This is a genomic window from Luteimonas changyuni, from assembly GCF_039548395.1.
Classification (GTDB): domain Bacteria; phylum Pseudomonadota; class Gammaproteobacteria; order Xanthomonadales; family Xanthomonadaceae; genus Luteimonas.
Map to the genome: position 1 here is coordinate 247,035 of NZ_JBCLUZ010000001.1, position 19,063 is coordinate 266,097.

At 70.0% G+C, this 19,063-nt stretch carries 15 protein-coding genes; 11 read left to right on the forward strand and 4 right to left on the reverse strand.

Translation table 11 applies throughout. From position 1 onward, the window contains the following. Positions 1-52: 52 nt before the first annotated feature. From WCD84_RS01125 to WCD84_RS01140, 4 genes are all read left to right on the forward strand, one after another. Positions 53-1,423, forward strand: a complete 1,371-nt coding sequence (locus WCD84_RS01125) for a DcaP family trimeric outer membrane transporter (protein ID WP_343280136.1) — start codon at positions 53-55, stop codon at positions 1,421-1,423. Between the two features lie 29 nt (positions 1,424-1,452). Then, positions 1,453-1,710: a DUF4212 domain-containing protein gene (locus WCD84_RS01130; RefSeq protein ID WP_132985879.1), complete on the forward strand. Its 258-nt coding sequence runs from the start codon at positions 1,453-1,455 to the stop codon at positions 1,708-1,710. A 10-nt stretch (positions 1,711-1,720) separates the two neighbouring features. Next, positions 1,721-3,496 carry a sodium:solute symporter family protein gene (locus WCD84_RS01135; protein ID WP_343280137.1) on the forward strand — a complete coding sequence of 592 codons (1,776 nt, stop codon included), beginning with the start codon at positions 1,721-1,723 and terminating at the stop codon, positions 3,494-3,496. 137 nt (positions 3,497-3,633) lie between these two features. Beyond that, the gene (locus WCD84_RS01140) at positions 3,634-4,152 is read left to right on the forward strand and encodes a hypothetical protein (RefSeq protein ID WP_343255545.1); all 519 of its coding nucleotides are present in this window, start codon (positions 3,634-3,636) and stop codon (positions 4,150-4,152) included. Between the two features lie 21 nt (positions 4,153-4,173). Here WCD84_RS01140 and WCD84_RS01145 read toward each other — a convergent pair whose 3' ends face one another. From WCD84_RS01145 to WCD84_RS01155, 3 genes are all read right to left on the reverse strand, one after another. Next, positions 4,174-5,430 carry a putative Na+/H+ antiporter gene (locus WCD84_RS01145; RefSeq protein ID WP_343255546.1) on the reverse strand — a complete coding sequence of 419 codons (1,257 nt, stop codon included), beginning with the start codon at positions 5,428-5,430 and terminating at the stop codon, positions 4,174-4,176. Positions 5,431-5,505: 75 nt separating this feature from the next. After that, positions 5,506-5,805, reverse strand: coding sequence for a hypothetical protein (locus WCD84_RS01150; RefSeq protein WP_343279170.1), 300 nt, complete (start codon positions 5,803-5,805; stop codon positions 5,506-5,508). Between the two features lie 116 nt (positions 5,806-5,921). After that, positions 5,922-7,130, reverse strand: a complete 1,209-nt coding sequence (locus WCD84_RS01155) for a DesA family fatty acid desaturase (protein ID WP_343255547.1) — start codon at positions 7,128-7,130, stop codon at positions 5,922-5,924. 153 nt (positions 7,131-7,283) lie between these two features. On the opposite strand from WCD84_RS01155, the gene mutM reads away from it, so the two are divergent. From mutM to WCD84_RS01170, 3 genes are read left to right on the forward strand one after another with little or no spacing between them, the layout of a single operon-like run. Continuing rightward, a complete protein-coding gene (gene mutM, locus WCD84_RS01160) occupies positions 7,284-8,108 on the forward strand; it encodes a bifunctional DNA-formamidopyrimidine glycosylase/DNA-(apurinic or apyrimidinic site) lyase (protein ID WP_343280138.1) in 825 nt (274 codons plus the stop codon). Between the two features lie 37 nt (positions 8,109-8,145). Next, on the forward strand, positions 8,146-8,709 hold the full coding sequence (locus tag WCD84_RS01165; RefSeq protein ID WP_343255549.1) for an ECF-type sigma factor: 564 nt from the start codon (positions 8,146-8,148) through the stop codon (positions 8,707-8,709). 28 nt (positions 8,710-8,737) lie between these two features. Beyond that, complete coding sequence (locus WCD84_RS01170) at positions 8,738-11,575, forward strand: serine/threonine-protein kinase (RefSeq protein ID WP_343280139.1); 2,838 nt, start codon at positions 8,738-8,740, stop codon at positions 11,573-11,575. Position 11,576: 1 nt separating this feature from the next. On the opposite strand, the gene WCD84_RS01175 is transcribed toward WCD84_RS01170, so the two are convergent. Further along, on the reverse strand, positions 11,577-12,200 hold the full coding sequence (locus WCD84_RS01175) for a thymidine kinase (protein WP_343255551.1): 624 nt from the start codon (positions 12,198-12,200) through the stop codon (positions 11,577-11,579). A gap of 109 nt (positions 12,201-12,309) precedes the next feature. On the opposite strand from WCD84_RS01175, the gene WCD84_RS01180 reads away from it, so the two are divergent. The 4 genes from WCD84_RS01180 (at position 12,310) to WCD84_RS01195 (ending at position 18,534) form a co-directional block, all read left to right on the forward strand. Further along, positions 12,310-14,289, forward strand: a complete 1,980-nt coding sequence (locus WCD84_RS01180) for a UvrD-helicase domain-containing protein (RefSeq protein ID WP_343280140.1) — start codon at positions 12,310-12,312, stop codon at positions 14,287-14,289. Between the two features lie 825 nt (positions 14,290-15,114). Then, positions 15,115-16,059, forward strand: coding sequence for a 5'-nucleotidase, lipoprotein e(P4) family (locus WCD84_RS01185; protein ID WP_343280141.1), 945 nt, complete (start codon positions 15,115-15,117; stop codon positions 16,057-16,059). A gap of 273 nt (positions 16,060-16,332) precedes the next feature. Further along, positions 16,333-17,826 carry a hypothetical protein gene (locus WCD84_RS01190; RefSeq protein WP_343280142.1) on the forward strand — a complete coding sequence of 498 codons (1,494 nt, stop codon included), beginning with the start codon at positions 16,333-16,335 and terminating at the stop codon, positions 17,824-17,826. Positions 17,827-17,886: 60 nt separating this feature from the next. Continuing rightward, on the forward strand, positions 17,887-18,534 hold the full coding sequence (locus tag WCD84_RS01195) for a hypothetical protein (RefSeq protein WP_343256217.1): 648 nt from the start codon (positions 17,887-17,889) through the stop codon (positions 18,532-18,534). The last annotated feature ends 529 nt before the right edge of the window (positions 18,535-19,063 follow it).

Below are 19,063 nucleotides of genomic sequence, written 5' to 3' on the forward strand. Positions count from 1 at the left end.
CAGTCAGGCTCGGGACACCGCGCGCTGCGTGGGCATCCTGTGGGAGGGAGCGATGACGACGAAACGACGCAATTCACGGCGGTTGCTGGCAACCGCGGTCCTGGTCGCGCTTGCGGCCCCCGGCATGGCATTCGCGCAGAGCGCGAAGGAACAGGAACTGGAGGCACGCGTCGCGCAGCTTGAAGCGCAGATCCAGACCCTGCTGCAGGGGCAGCAACAGCAGCAGGAAAGCATCACCCGGGCGCAGACCCGGCTGGACGAGGTCCAGGTGGCGCAGCCGGCCGCCAAGCCGCTGCAGTCCAAGCCGATCCTGGCCAATCCGGAGGCGGTGTTCACCTTCGGCGGCTTCATCAAGTTCGACGCCATGGTCACCGACACCAGCGACGGCGCCATCGCCGAGGGTTCGGCGGGCCGCCTCTTCTACGTGCCCGGCACGATCCCGGTCACCGCCAATGGCGCGGAGCCCGACAGCGATCCCTATACCGACATGCACGCCGCGTTCTCGCGCTTCTGGTTCGCCGCCGACCACACCACCGAGGGCGGCGACAAGTTCCGCGCCTACATCGAGGCCGACATGTACGGCGGCGGCAGCGCGAACCTCGGAAACGAGGTCAACACCAACACCCACGGCATCACCCTGCGCCAGGCTTTCGTGACCTGGAACAACTGGCTGGCCGGCCAGACCTGGTCGAACTTCCAGGACGTGGCGGCGCTGCCGGAAGCCGTGGACTTCGTCGGCGTCACCGAAGGCACCACCTTCGTGCGCCAGGCGCAGATCCGCTACACCAACGGCCCCTTCTCGGTGGCCCTGGAAAACCCGCACACCACGGTCGGCAACATCGCGACCGCCGCGCGCAACAACTCGGCAGGCAGCGATTCGCTGCCCGACGTGACCGCGCGCTACGTGATGAAGGGCGATTGGGGCCACTTCAGCGCTGCCGGCCTGCTGCGCCAGCTGAATTCCGGCGACGAGAGTGAAACGGGCGCCGCGCTCAGCCTGTCGGGCCGCTTCAACATCGGCGCGAGCGACGACATCCGCTGGATGGCGAACTACGGCAGCGGCATCGGCCGCTACCTGGGCTTCGGCCTCGGCGCGGATTCGGTGCTCGACGCCAACGGCCGCCTGCATGCGCAGGACGGAGCCGGCGGCTTCGTCGCATGGCGGCATGCCTTCAACGGCAAGTTGCGCAGCAACCTGATGTATTCGGTGGCCGAGTTCGACAACGACCGCAGCCTGGCCGGCTGGGGACCGGCGAGCTTCGGCGCGACCGAGCGCGCGCAATCGTTCCACGCCAACCTCATCTACTCCCCGTTCCCGAAGCTGGATATCGGCGCGGAGATCGGCTGGGGTCAGCGCGAGCTCGAGGATGACCGCAAGGGCGACCTCAAGCGCATCCAGACCACCGTCAAGTACACCTTCTGACCGATCCGCCTGAGGGGGCAAAGACAGACATGTCCGAGAAATCACCACAAAACTACTGGAAGGCCAACCTGCGGATCATCTTCATCTGCATGGGGATCTGGGCGCTGGTCTCGTACGGGTTCGGCATCATCCTGCGCCCGCTGCTCGCGGGCATCCGCATCGGCGGCACGGACCTCGGCTTCTGGTTCGCGCAGCAGGGTTCGATCCTGACCTTCATCGCGCTCATCGTTTTCTACACCTGGTACATGAACCGGCTCGATCGCGAGTACGACGTGGACGAGCAATAAGGGGCCGACCATGGATCAATTCACTCTCAACCTCATCTTCGTCGGCGGCTCGTTCCTGGTCTACATCGCGATCGCGATCTGGGCGCGGGCGGGTTCCACGTCCGAGTTCTATGCCGCGGGCCGCAGCGTCCACCCGGCCATGAACGGCATGGCGATCGCCGCGGACTGGATGTCGGCGGCGTCGTTCATCTCGATGGCGGGCCTGATCGCCTTCGTCGGCTACGGCAACTCGGCCTACCTGATGGGCTGGACCGGCGGCTACGTGCTGCTGGCGATGCTGCTGGCACCCTACCTGCGCAAGTTCGGCCGCTTCACGGTGCCCGAGTTCATCGGCGACCGGTACTACAGCCGCACCGCGCGCCTGGTGGCGGTGGCGTCGCTGCTGATGATTTCGATCACCTACGTGATCGGGCAGATGACCGGCGCCGGCGTGGCGTTCTCGCGCTTCCTCGAGGTCGACACCAACACGGGCCTGCTGATCGCCTCGACGGTGGTGTTCGTGTACGCGGTACTGGGCGGCATGAAGGGCATCACCTATACCCAGGTGGCGCAGTACATCGTGCTGATCATCGCCTACACCATCCCGGCGGTGTTCATTTCGCTGCAGCTGACCGACAACCCGATCCCGCAGCTCGGCCTCTTCTCCACGCACACCGAATCGGGCATGCCGCTGCTGGCGCGCCTCGACCAGATCCTGGTGGACCTGGGCTTCAACGACTACACCGGGCTGCATGATTCGACGCTCAACATGACGCTGTTCACGCTGTCGCTGATGGTCGGCACCGCCGGCCTGCCGCACGTGATCGTCCGCTTCTTCACCGTGCCCAAGGTGTCCGACGCCCGCAGGTCCGCAGGCTGGGCGCTGGTGTTCATCGCCCTGCTCTACACCGTGGCCCCGGCGGTGGGCGCGATGGCACGCCTGAACATCCTGACCACGATCTACCCCGAAGGCACCCAGGCCCCGTCGCTCACCTATGAAGCGCGCCCGGACTGGATGCACAACTGGGAGCAGACCGGCCTCCTGGCGTTCGAGGACAAGAATGGCGACGGCATGATCCAGTCCTACAACGAAGCCAGCACGGAGTTCGCAGCCGTGGCGGCGGAACGTGGCTGGGAAGGCAACGAGATGGTCACCTTCAACCAGGACATCCTGGTGCTGGCGAATCCGGAAATCGCCCGCCTGCCCGGCTGGGTGATCGCCCTGATCGCGGCCGGCGGCCTGGCGGCGGCGCTGTCGACGGCGGCAGGCCTGCTGCTGGCGATCTCGTCGGCGGTGAGCCATGACCTGATCAAGCGCACGTTCAAGCCCGACATCAGCGAGAAGGGTGAGCTGGTGGCCGCGCGCGTGTCCATGGCGGCGGCGATCGTGCTCGCGACCTGGCTGGGCATGAATCCACCCGGATTCGCGGCGCAGACCGTGGCGTTCGCCTTCGGACTGGCGGCGAGCTCGCTGTTCCCGGCGATCATGATGGGCATCTTCTCCACCAGGATGAACTCCACCGGCGCGATCGTGGGCATGCTGACCGGCCTGGTCGCCACCAGCGTGTACCTGTTCACCTACAAGGGCTGGTTCTTCATCCCCGGTACGAACATGCTCGCCGACTCCCCGGAAAACTGGCTGTTCGGCATCTCGCCGCTGGGCTTCGGCGCGGTCGGCGCGCTCCTCAACTTCATCGCCGCCTACATCACGATGAAGATGACCAAGCCGGTGCCGGAGCACATCCAGCACCTGGTCGAGGACATCCGCGTCCCGCGCGGCGCGGCTGCGGCCACCGGCCACCACTGAGCCACCTGCGGTACTGAAACGGCGGCCCGCTCCCGGCGACGGGGGCGGGCCGCACCGTTTGCGGGAGGCGCGATCCTGCGTTCCCGGCCGCGACTACAATTCCCCTTCATCTACCTGCCACCGCATCGGGAGCATCCATGCTGCTGGAGTTCATCGCCATCATCGCCGCCGGCTTCGGCCTCGCCGGCATCGCGCTCTCGATCAACATCGCCCTGCGCAGGCGCCTGCCGCAGTGGATCGTGCCGGCCGCGGCCGGTGCCGGGATGCTGCTGATGGCGATCTGGTTCGAGTACTCCTGGCTCGACCGCACCACCGGCACCTTCCCGGACGGGGTCGAGGTCGCCTCCAGCAACGAGGTCCGCTCCTGGTACCGGCCCTGGACCTACGTCGTGCCGCTCAGCACCCGGCTGATCGCCGTGGACCACCGCTTCGACCGCCGCCATGCCGATATGCCGGGCCAGGTGCTCACCCGCGTCATCCTCGCCGGCCGCTGGGAGCCGACGCGACAATACGGCGCGGTGTTCGACTGCGACGCGCACCGCCGGGCCGACCTGCTCGACCAGGTCGAACTGGAACACGGTGGACAGCTGACGAACGCGAACTGGGTGCAGCTGTCCGCGGATGATCCGGTGCTGCGCAACGCCTGCGGCAACTGAGCGCGGGCGCGCGACGCCGGCTCAGAGCCAGCGCAGTGCCGCCATCGCCACCACGGTCGGTGGCAGGGCCGCGATCAACAGGCCCAGCGGATGCACGGACTGGTTGTGGAAGTGCCGGCGCACGATCGACATGCCGGCCGGGTTGGGCGCGTTCGCGATCACCGTCAGGCCGCCGCCGGCCACCGCGCCGGCCACCAGCATGTACTTGAACTGGTCGCTGAGACCCTCGACCAGCGAACCGAGATAGGTCAGCGCGGCGTTGTCGGTGATCGCGGTCAGGCCGGCCGCGCCGAAGAACACGGCATTGCTGCTCATGTTCATCAGCAGCGGCTCCAGCCACCACTGCTGCATGCCGCCAAGGACCACCAGGCCCGCGAGGAAGAAGGCCACCAGCAGGCCCTCGCGCAAGATCAGGCGGTCCTGGTACTGGCGATAGGCGTTGGCGACGCCGAGGAACAGCAGGAAGATCGCCATGAACACCGCCGGATGGTGCGCGAACACCACCAGTCCGACCAGGAACAGCAGGTGCACGATGACCAGCGGGATCGACATCGGCGCGCTGGTGCCCGCCTCGACCGACGGCAGCCTGCCGAGCTCCTTGCGGAACACGAAGACCACGGCGGCGGCGTTGAACACGACCGCAAGCGCGGCCTTCCAGCCGAAGTTCGCCATCATGAAGGCGATGTCCCAGTTCCACTTGCCCGCGACCATCAGCACCGGCGGCGCCGCGAACGGCGTCAGCACGCCGCCGATCGAGATATTGACGAACAGGGTGCCGAGCAGCGCGTACTTGACCCTGTTCGACACGTTCACCGCGTAGACGCGCCGCGCCAGCATCATCGCCGCCAGCGTCATCGCCGCCGGCTCGGTGATGAACGAACCCAGCAACGGTACCAGGGCCAGCACGCTGAAGCAGAATTCCAGGCCGTTGCGCCAAGGCAGCAGCCGCGCCAGGCCGTCCACCAGGTGGGTGGCCGCCCAGAGGATCGGCCTCGTGCCGGCGATCACCATGATCGCGAACACGAACATCGGCTCGGTGTAGTTGCGCGAGTCGACGTAGGCGGTGGCGTCGGGTACGCCCTCGAGCAGGGCGAACGCCACCACCAGCAGCATCGCCCAGAAGCCGAACACCACTTCCACTTCGCCAAGCAGGTGCCAGCTGCCGGCATGCGCCGGCTGCCGCTGCGCCAGGCGCAGGAAGAACGTGGTGCTGAAGGTATGCACGATCGCCAGCGCGAACAGCACGGTGGCGACGATTTCGATCGTCGCAGGACTCATGCGCGCATCGCAAGGTATCCCCACATGCGGCGGATACTAACAAGCCCTCCGCCTGCCGGCAGGCGCAAGACCGGCTCAGCGCTGCGGCGGCGCGGCCAGCTCTCTTGCGTCGAGGAAGCCGTCGCCGTCCGCATCCTGCTTCGCGAACCGCGCCGCCAGCCGGGTGCGGTGCTGTTGCAGCGTGATCGGCCCGCCCTTGCCGCCGGGCAGTTCGGCGGGGGCGAGCACGTCGTTGCCGTCGCGGTCCATTTCCCGGAACGCGTAGCCCATCCAGTCGAGGTACTCGGCCAGCGACACCCGGCCATCACCGTCAGCGTCCATGCGTTCGAGGTAGTCGCGGGTTGCGGTGACCTGCGCCGGTGCGGCCATGGACATCGCGGCAAGCAGTGCGCCAAGCACCAGCGCCGGACCGGACGCGCGACGGCCCGGCTGTCTCCAGCCGGGCCGTCGCGTATCCAGGTCGATCACGGCGGGCACGAAGGCGCCCTGCCTCAGGCGCGCGCGGGCTGCAGCGAGTAGCCCTTCAGCCGCGCGGCATAGTCCTGCAGCGCGCGGATACCACTGGCCTCGGCCTCGTGGCACCAGGCCTGCAGGTGGGCCAGCGACTCGGCGGCGTTCTGGCTGCGCGCTTCAAGCACGGCCGCCAGGCGGGCGCGGTAGTCGACCAGGGTGCGGATGCGCGGGCGCTGTTCAACCCAGTCATTGAGCTCCGCGCGGGCCTCGGGCTGCAGCCAGCGGCCGTCGTCCACCAGCCCGCGGCGCAGCTTGCGCGGCAGCAGCGCACGCAGCTTCGCCCCGGCCGCGGCGGCTTCCTCGCGCAGCGCGGGCTTGAGCACGCGCCGCTGGTAGTCCGTCATGGCCTGGAAGCGCAGCGCCAGCAGCGCCTTGAGGGTGTCGGAATCGGGCACGTTGATGTTCGGGCGCACGTCGAGCGAAGGCGCCACGCGCAGCACCTTGGCCAGGCGCAGCGCCTGCAGGCCCTTGATCACGGCCCAGCCGATGTCGAACTCCCAGCGGCGCAGGGCGAACTTGGCCGAGCTCGGGAAGGCGTGGTGGTTGTTGTGCAGCTCTTCGCCGCCGATCCATACCGCCCACGGGCTGAGGTTGGTGGCGGTGTCGGTGGTCTCGAAGTTGCGATAGCCCCACCAGTGCCCGAGGCCGTTGACCACGCCGGCGGCCCAGAACGGGATCCACAGCATCTGGATCGCCCAGATCGCGACGCCGGCGGCGCCGAACAGGGTGGCGTTGATGGCCAGCATCAGCACCGGGCCCATGGTCGCGTGCGGGGTGTAGAGCTTGCGCTCGATCCAGTCGTCCGGCGTGCCGCGGCCGTACTGCTCCATGTCGGCGCGGTGCGTCCGCGCCTCGCGGTAGAGCTCGGCGCCCTTCCAGAACACCTCCTTGATGCCCTTGTGCATGGGGCTGTGCGGGTCTTCCTCGGTCTCGCAGCGCGCATGGTGCTTGCGATGGATGGCCACCCATTCCTTGGTGATCATCGAGGTGGTCAGCCAGCCCCAGAACCTGAAGAAATGCGCCAGCACCGGGTGGAAGTCGACGCCGCGGTGGGTCTGGCTGCGATGCAGGTACAGCGTGACCGTGAAGATGGTCAGCTGGGTGACGACGAGGAAGAACGCGAAGAGACCCCAGAAACCGGACTGGACGAGGCCACCGGCGATGAAGTCGAGCAGGGAAGCAGGCATGGCGTGGGAGTATTGGGAGGAGGAGTACGCGTCCAATCATGGGAGCTGCGCGGGTCGATTGCCACCCTGCGATGGCGTATGGCCCGTCTCCGCTTCACGTTCGCCAGCGGGGTCCGTCTTGCGCGGGAACCCGGGCGCCCCCACGCTGCCGCCATGCCCGAACTGCCCGAAGTCGAGACCACCCGCCGCGGCCTGGCGCCGCACCTGGAGGGCGCGCGCGTGCAGCGCGTGCTGCTGCGCCGACCCGACCTGCGCTGGCCGATTCCACCCGAGGTCGGCGAGCGGCTCCCCGGCCAGCGCATCGACGCCGTGCGCCGGCGCGCCAAGTACCTGCTGCTCGACACCGCCGCCGGCAGCGCCCTGCTTCACCTCGGGATGTCGGGCAGCCTGCGGGTGCTGCCTGCCGACACGCCGGCCGCGCTGCACGACCACGTCGACATCGCCCTGGCCGACCCCCAGGGCGCCGCCCGCGTGCTGCGCCTCACCGATCCGCGCCGCTTCGGCTGCCTGCTCTGGCAGCCGCCCGGGGAAGTGCACCCGCTGCTTGCCGCGCTCGGACCCGAGCCGCTGGGCGAGGGCTTCGATGGCGACTACCTGTTCGCCCGCAGCCGCGGCCGCCGGGCGCCGGTGAAGGCATTCCTGATGGACCAGCGCGTGGTGGTGGGCGTGGGCAACATCTATGTCGCCGAGGCGCTGTTCGCCGCCGGGGTGTCGCCGCTGCGCGCGGCCGGCCGCATATCGCGGGAGCGCTATGCCGGCATCGCCACTGAAATCCGCGCGGTGCTGTCGCGCGCCATTGTCCGTGGCGGCACCACCCTGCGCGATTTCATCTCGCCCGACGGCGCCCCCGGCTACTTCGAGCAGGAGCTGTCGGTCTACGGCCGCGGAGGCCAACCCTGCCCACGCTGCGGTCGCCGGCTGAAGCAGGCGATGCTGGCGCAGCGCGCCACGGTCTGGTGCGGAGCCTGCCAGCGCTGAGCGCAGGCGCTATGATCGGGTATCCCGGGGAGGTGCCATGGTCGACTCTGCAGACATCACGCTGTTGCTCGATGCCGCCCGCGGCGGCGACCGCGCTGCCCTCGACAACGTGCTGGCCACGCTCTACCAGGAGCTGCACAGCATGGCGCGGCGCCAGCTGGCCGGGCAGTACGGGCAGACGCTCGACGCCACCGCCCTGGTGCACGAGGCCTATCTCAAGCTGATCGGGCGCCGCGAGGCGCAGTTCGACGACCGCGCGCATTTCTTCGCCTACGCCGCCTCGGCGATGCGCAGCGTGGTGGTCGACTACGCCCGCCAGCGAATGGCGCAGAAGCGCGGCGGCGACCTGCACCGGGTCACCGATCTTCCGGAAGACCTCGAAGGCGGCCTGCGCCTGGACGAGGACATGCTCGCCCTGGACACCGCGCTCACCCGCCTGGCCGCGGTCGACCAGCGGCTCGCCCACGTGGTCGAACTGCGCTACTTCGCCGGGCTCTCGGAAGTCGAGATCGCCGAGCTGCTGGAGCGCTCCGAGCGCAGCATCCGCCGCGACTGGCAGAAGGCGAGGCTGTACCTGCTGGCTTCGCTGAAAGCCGACTGACGGAGCGTCCGGCGAACGCGCGCGGCTGATGGATCCCGACCGCTGGCAACGCCTGTCCCCGCTGCTCGACGCCCTGCTCGAGCTCGAGCCCGGGGCACGCGCGCAGAGCCTGGCTTCGCTGCGCGAGGATGATCCGGCGCTGGCCGACGACCTGGAAGGCCTGCTGGAACTTGAAGAGGGCCAGGACGATTTCCTGTCCGAACCCGTGGTTTCGCAGCTGCCCCTGGCGCGTACCGGCGCGGTCATCGGCCCTTATCGGCTGGAGCGCATGCTTGGCGAAGGCGGCATGGGCCAGGTCTGGCTGGCCAGCCGCGCCGACGGCCTCTACCAGCGGCGGGTGGCGCTGAAGCTGCTGCGGCCGGGCCTGGCCGACCCGAACCTGCGCCTGCGCTTCACCCGCGAGCGGCAGATCCTGGCCCGCCTGGGACACGCGCACATCGCGCGCCTGCTGGACGCCGGCATCAGCGCCGACCAGCAACCCTATCTTGCGCTGGACTACGTCGACGGCGAGCCGATCACCGACTGGTGTCGCCTGCGCGCGCCGACCGTGGAGGCCCGCCTGCGCCTGTTCCTGCAGGTCTGCGAGGCGGTCAGCCATGCGCACGCCAACCTGATCGTCCACCGCGACCTGAAGCCCTCGAACATCCTGGTGACGCCGCTCGACGAGGTCCGCCTGCTCGACTTCGGCATCGCCAAGCTGCTCGACACGCCCGACGTCGGGGCCGAGGGCACGCGCACCGGTGTGCGCGCCTTCACCCTGCACTACGCGGCCCCGGAGCAGATACGCGGCGAGCCGGTCACCACCATGACCGACGTCTACTCGATGGGCGTGGTGCTGTACGAGATGCTGTCGGGCTGCAAGCCCTACCGGCTCAAGCGCAAGAGCGACGCGGAATGGGAGGAGGCGATCCTCAGCGCCGATTCGCCGCGGCCTTCGCTCGCGCTGCAGCAGGGTGCCGGCGGCGAATCCGCCACGCCGCAGTCCCGTGCGCAGGCGCGCCGCGACGCCCGCCGCATCGCCGGCGACCTCGACAACATCGTGCTCAAGGCGCTGTCCAAGCAGCCCGAACACCGCTATCCCTCGGTCGAGGCCCTGGCCCAGGACATCCGCCGCCACCTCGACGGCAAGCCGGTGCGCGCGCGCCCGCAGAGCGTGGCCTACCGGGCGCGCAAATACCTCGGCCGCCACCGCTGGGCGCTGGTGACCGGGGCTGCGACCGCGGCGGTGCTGGTGGCGGCGCTGGCGATGGTGGCCTGGCAGGCACAGCAGGCGGTGCAGCAGGCCGCGCGCGCGCGCGCGCTGCAGAGCTTCATGGTCGGGCTGTTCGAGAACGCCGGCAGCGCCCGTGGCGGTGCGCATATCGACGTGCAGCGCCTGCTGGACGACGGCGTGCGCCGCGGCGAACTGGAGCTCGCACAGCAGCCGCTGGCCCTGGCCGAACTGCTGGGCGTGATCGCCCGCCTGCGTTCGGGCCTGGGCGACTACTCCCAGGCCCTCGAACTCCAGCAGCGCCAGGCGGCGATCATCGCCGGCATCGAACACCCGCCGCCCGGCCTGACCCTGCAGGCCGCCATCGACATGGGCCGCATCCGCCGCCTGCTTGGCGACCCGGGGGCCTGCAGCTCGGTGATGCAGCCGCTGCAGGCCCTCGCCCTGCGCGAACAGGAACGACTGCCGCAGCTGGCCGCCGACTTCCATGTCCAGCGGGCGCGCTGCCAGCGCGACAGCGGCGACCTGGACGCGGCGCGCGCCGGCTTCCAGCGCGCACTCGCGATCCGCCGGGGTGATCCGCTGCAGGATGCCGGCGTGGTCGAGAGTCTCCACGAGCTCGCGATCCTGCGCGCGGCCGCGGGCGAAAGTGCGCTGGCCCTGCGCGAACAGCGCGCTGCGCTGGACCTGCTGCACGACCGCCTCGGCACCCGGCATCCCCTCGCGATCGGCATCCTGCGTTCGACCTGCTCCCTGCAGCGCGAGCTGGGCGACCTGCATGCGGCCGAAGCCGACTGCCGCGAGGCCCTGAAGCTTGCGCTGGATATCCGGGGGCCGCAGCACCGCGAGACCGTCGATGCGCGCCGCCAGCTGGCCGCGCTGCTGGTGGACAACGGCCGCCTTGGAGAGGCCGAGGCGATCTTCCTCGATGCGCACGCCTGGCTGGTCTCGCGACTGGGTCCCGGGCACGGCGACGTGGCCCGCAACCAGAACAGCCTGGCGATCGTGGCCTGGGAGCGCGGCGATTTCGAAGACGCGCTCGCCGGCCTGGAGCGGGCGAACGCGACCTGGCGGCAGCTCGGCAACGACGCGATGCTGGCCAGCGGCCTGTTCAACCAGGCGCTGGTACTGCACGAAACCGGCGACCAGGCGCGCGCGGCGGAGCTGCTCGAAGAGTCGCTGCGCCTGCGCCGTGCACGCTTCGGCAGTGATCACGGCCTTGTTGGCATCACCCTGCGCCTGGCCGGCGAGGTCGACGCCGCACGCGGCCGGACGCAGGACGCCCTCGCGGCGCTCCGCCGCGCCGTGGCACTGACCAGCGCGGCCTACGGCGCGACCCGGCCGGTTGCCCGGCATGCCGAGCTGGCCTTGGCGCAGCTGGAAGCCGAGCTGGGCACCGAGGGCGCCCTGGCCCGGCTCGACCATCTCGCCACCCTGCCGGAGAGCGATACCGAGCTGCGCAAGATCGCCTGGCGCGCGCGGGCCACGGCGGCGGCACTGCGCTGCCACGGGCCGCGTCGCGAGGAGTCGCTGGCGGTATTCACCGCACTCGAACAGATGGTGGCGATGGCGCGCCCGGAAGGCGGCGCCGTGACGCGGGAGCTGCTTTACTGGCGGCAGCGGTGCGACACGCCACCGCCTCTCCCGCCGGCCTGAATCAGGCCAGGGGCAGCGACGGCTGCGAGGGTTCGATGCGCCCCTCGCCGCGCACGATGCGCTTGAATTCGGCGCGGCTGACCGAGACGTAGCGCTCGTTGCCGCCGATCTCGACCTGCGGTCCGTCCTGGACTGCGCGCCCCTGGCCGTCGACGCGCACGGTCATCGTCGCCTTGCTGCCGCTGTGGCAGATGGTCTTGATCTCCTGGATCTCGTCGGCCCAAGCCAGCAGGTGCTGGCTGCCTTCGAACAGCTCGCCGCGGAAATCCGTGCGCAGGCCATAGCACAGCACCGGCACGCCCAGCGCATCGACCACCTCCGAGAGCTGCCAGGCCTGCGGCCGTGTCAGGAACTGCGCCTCGTCCACCAGCACGCAGTGCAGCCGGCCATGCGCGGTGATGTCCGCCTGCACCAGGGCCTGGAGGTCGTCGCCGCGGCCGAAGACCCGGGCCTCGGCCTGCAGCCCGATCCGCGAGGCCACCGTGCCGCTGCCGGCGCGATCGTCCAGCGCCGGGGCGAGGATCAGCACCCGCATCCCGCGCTCGCGGTAGTTGTGCGCGGACTGCAGCAGGGTGGTGGTCTTCCCGGCGTTCATCGCCGAATAGTAGAAATAGAGCTTGGCCATCGGGGAAGTCTAGCGGCAGCGCGAGGCGCAGCGCGACGGTGGCGCGCGGCCCGCGCGTTCGGCCCGGACCGCCGCCGTTGATACAATCGCCGGCCGTCCCGGAGTCCCCATGCACGGCCTCAACCCCCAGCAATCCGCGGCCGTCGCACACGTCGAAGGCCCGCTGCTCGTGCTTGCCGGCGCCGGCAGCGGCAAGACCCGGGTGATCGTGGAGAAGATCGCGCACCTGATCGATTCCCGGCGCTATCCCGCCAAGCGCATTGCCGCGATCACCTTCACCAACAAGTCGGCGAAGGAGATGCGCGAGCGCGTGGCGCGGCGCATCCGCGGCGACGCCAGCGAAGGCCTGACCATCTGCACCTTCCATGCGCTCGGACTGCGCATGCTGCAGGTCGAGCACGAGCGCGCCGGCCTGCGCCGCGGCTTCTCGATCTTCGATTCCGACGACTCACTGGCCCAGTTCAAGGACCTGATGCCGGGGGCCAAGCCCGATGCCATCCAGGCGATGCAGGGCCTGGTGTCGCGTGCCAAGAACGGCGGCCACTCGCCCGAGCAGGCGCGTGCGCTTGCGCGCTCCACGCCCGAGCACGACGCGGCGATGATCTACGAGCTCTACCAGGCGCGCCTTGCGGCCTTCAACGCGGTCGATTTCGACGACCTCATCCGGCTGCCGGTGCAGCTGCTTGAAAACGACGCCGACTGCGCGCTGGGCTGGCGCGAGCGCATCGGCTACCTGCTGGTGGACGAATGCCAGGACACCAACGACGCCCAGTACCGGCTGCTCAAGGCGCTGGCGGGCGACAAGGGCAACTTCACCTGCGTGGGTGACGACGACCAGTCGATCTATGCATGGCGCGGGGCGAACCCGGAGAATCTTTCGCAGATGGCGCGCGACTATCCGGCGCTGAAGGTCATCAAGCTGGAGCAGAACTACCGCTGCTCCAACCGCGTGCTGCGCGCGGCCAACGCGCTGATCGCCAACAATCCGCACGAACACCTGAAGACGCTGTGGAGCGCGCAGGCCGACGGCGAACGCATCCGGATCCTGGAGTGCCGCGACGCCGCGCACGAAGCCGAGCGCGTGGCCGCGGAAATCCAGTTCATCCAGGCCGCGCGCCAGGTCGAGTGGAGCGAGTTCTGCATCCTGTTCCGCGGCAAATTCCAGTCGCGCGCGCTGGAAAAGGCGCTGCAGATGCTGCGCGTGCCCTACCACCTGACCGGCGGCACGGCGTTCCTGGACCGGGGCGAGGTCAAGGACGCGCTGGCCTGGCTGCGCATGCTGGCCAACCCGGACGACGATTCCGCCTTCCTGCGGTCGGTGCAGTCGCCCGGGCGCGGCGTTGGCGCGACCACGCTGGCGAAGCTTGCCGAGCTGTCGCGCAACGCCGGCATGCCGATGTCGCGCGCGATCGAATCGGTCGGCATGCTCAAGCAGCTGGCGCCGCGTGCGGCAAGCGCGCTGTCGGGCTTCGCCGACGTGGTCCGCGGCCTGCGTGCCGACGCCGCGCGGCTGACGCCGGCGGAGCTGGTGCGTGCGCTCAACGAACGCTCGGGCCTGCTGGCCGCGCTGCGCGCGCAGTGCAAGACCGAGGAGATGTTCCGCATCCGCCGGGGCAACCTCGATGAACTTGCCGATTGGTTCGACGGCGCCCGCGGCGGCGCCGGGCCGGGCGAGCTGGCGGCGTCGCTGGCGCTGCTCAGCCATGCCGACAAGGGCGACGCCGGCAACCAGGTGCGGCTGATGAGCCTGCACGCGGCCAAGGGCCTCGAGTTCCGCTATGTCTTCATCGTCGGTGTCGACGACGACACGCTGCCGCACGAGGCCAGCGTCGACGAGGGCCGCATCGACGAAGAGCGCCGGCTGCTGTACGTGGGCATCACGCGTGCCAAGGAGCAGCTCTGGCTGTCGTATGCGCGCGAGGCGCAGCGCTGGGGCGAGCGCCTGCGCCTGGTGCCCAGCCGTTTCCTCGACGAACTGCCGGCCGCCGAGCTGCAGCGCGACGGCGCCGATCCGGTGGTCGACGCGGCAAGGAAGAAGGAGCGCGCCGACGTCGGCTTCGCCGCGATCAGGGCGCTGCTCGAGGGCTGATCCTCCCGTCTACTCCCTTCTATCCGGCTCTTCTGCCGATTGAGGCAGAAGCGTACAGCCGGCCTGGCGGAGTGGCTGGTTCTTCTCGAGGCTCAGGGTGATGACGTGACGGTTAGGGCCGGGAGCGTCTCCGCTGGGGTCCGCGCTGCACGTCCCGCGCATTTCTCCGGTGTAGCCCGCGCTGCACGTCCCGCACATTTCTCCGGTGTAGCCCGCGCTGCACGTCCCGCACATTTCTCCGGTGTAGTCCGCGCTGCCCGTCCCGCACATTTCTCCGTTCTGGTCCGCGCTGCCCGTCCCGCACACAGGGGGTGTGCTCCCCCGGCCTGTCCGCGTCCTGCTCCCAAGGCCGGCCGCCGGCCATCCATGGCCGGCTGTACGCACACCCCCTGTGCACGGGACGGGCCGTGGCGTTTTCCTGCTTCGGGACGGAGATCAAGAGCGGGCGCGCTCGCGATCGTGGTGTGGCGTGGTGTGGCCGTGCCGCTTGATCCGTTGACGATCCAACCGGTTTCGACGTCGACTCGACGTCGCCTTCGTCCCCGACTGCGAAAAAGATCCGGCCCGCCGTGGAGGCAGGGGGGATGCCCAGAGCCGGCCATGGATGGCCGGCGGCCGGAACTGGGAGCAGGATGCGCATATTCCGGCTGGGCATCCCCCCTGCCTCCACGGCGGGCAGCGCACACCCTCCCGGACTCCCTCCCGGAACAATCAACCGAAAGCCACGCAATCGGGAGATGAACCTTTTATCTGCGACCCGCTGTCCCGCTTCGAGGTTGGGGGTCTCGGATAAACTCCGGGGCTGTCCCGCATCCGGAGTCATCCATGCGTCTCCAGCCGCGCTTGAACGTCCCACGCACCCTCGTCGTGCTCGCCATCGCCCTGGCGCTGGGCGCATGCCGACACGTCCCGCTGCCCGCGGACGCCGGCGCGCCGCCCGCGGCATCCGGCCCCCCTGCTGCCTCGGCGATGCCGGCGCCCGACGCGGTGCCGGCCGATGACAACCTCAACGCGGTCCTTTGGCTGCAGCGCTCGGTGGAATACCGTGCGATCTCGGAAACGGTGTTTCGCGCCGCCACCGAACGCCTGGACGCCGCGCTCGCGGATCCGTCGTGGGACGCGCTGGTCCCGGCCGAACGCTCAGCCGCCGGCAATGCCGCCGCGCTGCCGCCCGCGGTGATCCTCGATATCGACGAGACCGTGCTCGACAATTCGGCCTACCAGGCGCGCCTGGTGGTCGACGGCACCGAGTTCGCCGATCCGGCCTGGGACGCATGGGTGGAGGAGCGCAGGGCGGTCGCGGTACCCGGCGCGGTCGCATTCACCCGCGCCGCGGCGGCAAAGGGCGTCACCGTGTTCTACATCTCCAACCGGAGCGCCGCGCTCACCGAAGCCACCCTCGCCAACCTGCGCAGCGAAGGCCTGCCGGTACAGCATGAGGACGTTTTCCTCGGCCTGGGCATGCAGGTGCCCGGCTGCGAGCAGGCCGGCTCCGGAAAGACCTGCCGCCGCCAGGCGGTCGGGCGCAGCCATCGTGTCCTGATGCAGTTCGGCGACCAGCTCGGCGACTTCGTGCAGGTCACCGCGAATACCCCGCAGCAGCACGCCGCCCGGCACGGCGAATATCGCGAGTGGTTCGGCGACCGCTGGTGGATGCTGCCCAATCCGACCTACGGGGCCTGGGAGTCGGCCTCGTTCGGCAACGACTGGACGCAGTCGCGGGCCCAACGGCGGGCCCTGAAGCGCGAAGCACTTCGGATCGACCGATAAGCAGTTTCAATGACTTAGCAGCCAACACCTCAGGCATTGCATCAGGAAGTGGCTGGGAGTAGGCTGTCCGCGCCACAACATAGTCCTCCGGCCAAGGCCGGCTTCACGGGAGACCTCGGTCTCCCGTTTTTTTGCCTGCGGAACGGCCGGGCCGGACGTTGACCACCTCGGGTCCACCCGAGGGTGCCGACACCGGCGCAGCGGATTAAGGTGGCTTGGGGGCGATCCGTCCGCGGCAGCCGATGCCGTATTCCGCCGCGCATGAGGCGTGCCATGCCCATCCTTCCCGTCAATCCGCTCCACACCGCACTCGCCAAGGGTCCCGGACCGCTCCCGGGCGCGCACAACCTGAGCTGGTTGACCAGCCATACCGGGGTCCACGGCGGCCATGGCGGCGGCTTCCCGCTCGGCCCCGGCAGCGATCCGGGCGGCGGCGCCGGACGCGCACTCCCGGGCTGGAGCAGCGGCGGTCCCGGCCACGCAGGCCGGGGCACGCCCGGGCACCCGGGACAGGGCATTCCCGGCGCTGGCCATCCCGGCCAGGGGATTTCCGGTCCCGGCCATCCGGGCCAGGGCATCCCCGGTCCGGTGCAGCATGGCCATCCCGGACAGGGCGCTCCCGGCCCCGTGCAACATGGCCATCCCGGCCAAGGCGTTCCCGGTCCCATGCAGCATGGCCATCCCGGACAGGGACTTCCTGGCCCCGGCCACTACGGCAATCCCGGGCAGGGCCTGGTCCGCGAGGTCCTCGGGCTGCCGCAACAGCTCTTGGGGCAGCCTCCGCCGCACGCCGGTCCTCCACCGGGACATGTGCCCGGCCAGGCCGGTGCCCAGGCAGCACCGGCGGCGGCGGGGCCCGCCAACCCGTTCGCACAGGGCGTGAATGTCGCGCAGGCGGCGCCCGGAGCGATGCACGGCGCCATGGCCATGGTCACGGCCACGCATGCCGCGGCTTCGACCGCGCAATTCCAGCTACCCCTGCCGCAGCACGCTCAGCTCGCCATGGCTCCGGCGCGCGCGGAACCGGCACACCAGGCCGTGCCGCTGGCGCATGCCGCGGCGCCGGCCGCGCGGGCCGAGCCGGCGGTGCCGGCCCAGCAGCGCGCCGAGATCGCGCCTCCGCGTGCAGACGGGCCGGTGAATGATCGGGCCGCAATGCCACCGCGCGCTATCGCCGCGGCCACGACCCTCGCCGCCAGCACCTTGCCAGCGGCGGCCTCCGCCACGACAGCGGCAACGGCGCCAGCCACCAGCACCGCAGCGCTGGCCGCCGGCAGTACAGCGGTGGTCGCGCCCGCGGCCCCGGCGGCGACCCAGGCCCAGGCTGCCGAAGCCCGAAGCGGAAACCCGCTGGTGGCGGCGGATCGTGGACAGGTCATCGCCCGCACCGACATTGCGGGGACGTATACCGGCGAAGGCCCCCATCGCCGGGGCCTGCGCCGGGCGGTGCATGCACTGCCCGGCGGACTGTCGACGCTGCTCATGGCCCTGGGTGCACAGGGCAGTACCGCCGCCTCCAACCGGGATGCCGCTGCCGTGGAGCGCGAACTGCGTGAGAGCATGATGCAGTGGCTGTTCTGGCTGCTGGCGATCATCGCCTATGGCTGCGTGGCGTTCGCGATCGTGGCCCTGCTGCCGGTCGGCACGGGGGCGGTGGGCGATACTTCGGCGCGGAACTCCACCGGCGGATTCGCACTGCTCGGCCTGCTGAGCGCCGCGGTGGCCTGGCTGGTCGCGAGAAGGCTGGCGTCGCGTCGCCAGGATTGATCCCGCAGCGCCTCCGGAACGGAGCCGCACCGGCTGGACCGCCCCTTTCGACGAGACACCATGCGCGCTGTGACCAACTGCCTGCCGTTCGCCTTCGTTCTCGCCGCTGGCGCGTGCCACGGCGGTGGCGATCCCGCGCTGCCATTCCCGCTCACCGCCTACGAAGGCCGCGTCGAAGTAACCGTCTCGCCGCCCGGCGGAACCGCCTACGACGAGCACGGCAAGGGCACGGCGCGGTTCATCCCCGACGGTAGCGGCGGCACGCAGCTCAGCGTCATCGGCGCGATCGTGGATCCACGCGGCGACGCCGGACTCGAAGTCGACGGCAGGGCGACCGGCGACGGTGGCTGGAGCGGTGGCATGGGCGATATCCGCATCGACATCGAGCCGGGCGGGCGCATTTCCGGCGGCGGCGTGGCCGCGTCCCAGGCGTTCGCCATCACGGGCGAGGTGTCGCCCTCGTCGTTCGACCTGGTCGTGGTCATCGAACTGCAGGAAGCCAACGCGGGAGGCTTGCCGCAGGGCACGCAAATGCGGTTCGTCTACGAGCTGGAGCAGCCGGGCGCGATGCAGGCACCCGCGTCTCGCGCCCGCCGGCGCCACGCCGACATGAAGGACTGCGGGAAAGTGGAATATGAGGTGCGGCCGGTTCCCGATCCTGCCGGCGGCACCCTCGTCATGCGCAGGATGCCCGTCTGCAGGGACTGAGCGGGGTTGCGTCCTGGTCAAGCTGCCTGCGCAACGCAGTTGCCGGCAAAAAGGCGCTCTTCTCCCGATTGAGGGAGAGACGTACGGCCGACCCGGCGGGGTGGCTGGTTCTTCTCGAGGCTCCGGGTGATGACGTGACAGTTGGGGTCGGGAGCTGCTTAATCCTGGTCTGCGCTGCGGGTGCCGGGAATTTCTGCGTTGTAGTCCGCGCTGCACGTGCCGCGCATTTCTCCGTTGTGGTCCGCGCTGCCCGTCCCGTGCATTTCTCCGTTGTAGCCCGCGCTGCCCGTCCCGCGCACAGGGGGTGTGCGGAGAGACGGCCATCGATGGCCGTCTCTCCGCACACCCCCTGTGCACGGGACGGGCCGTGGCGTTTTCCTGCTTCGGGACGGAGATCAAGAGCGGGCGCGCTCGCGATCGTGGCCGTGGTGTGGCGTGGCCGTGCCGCTTGATCCGGTGACGACCGCCTGGTTGCGACATCTGCGTCGACGTTGCCCTCGTCCACCACCGCGCAAAAGGTCCGGGCCCG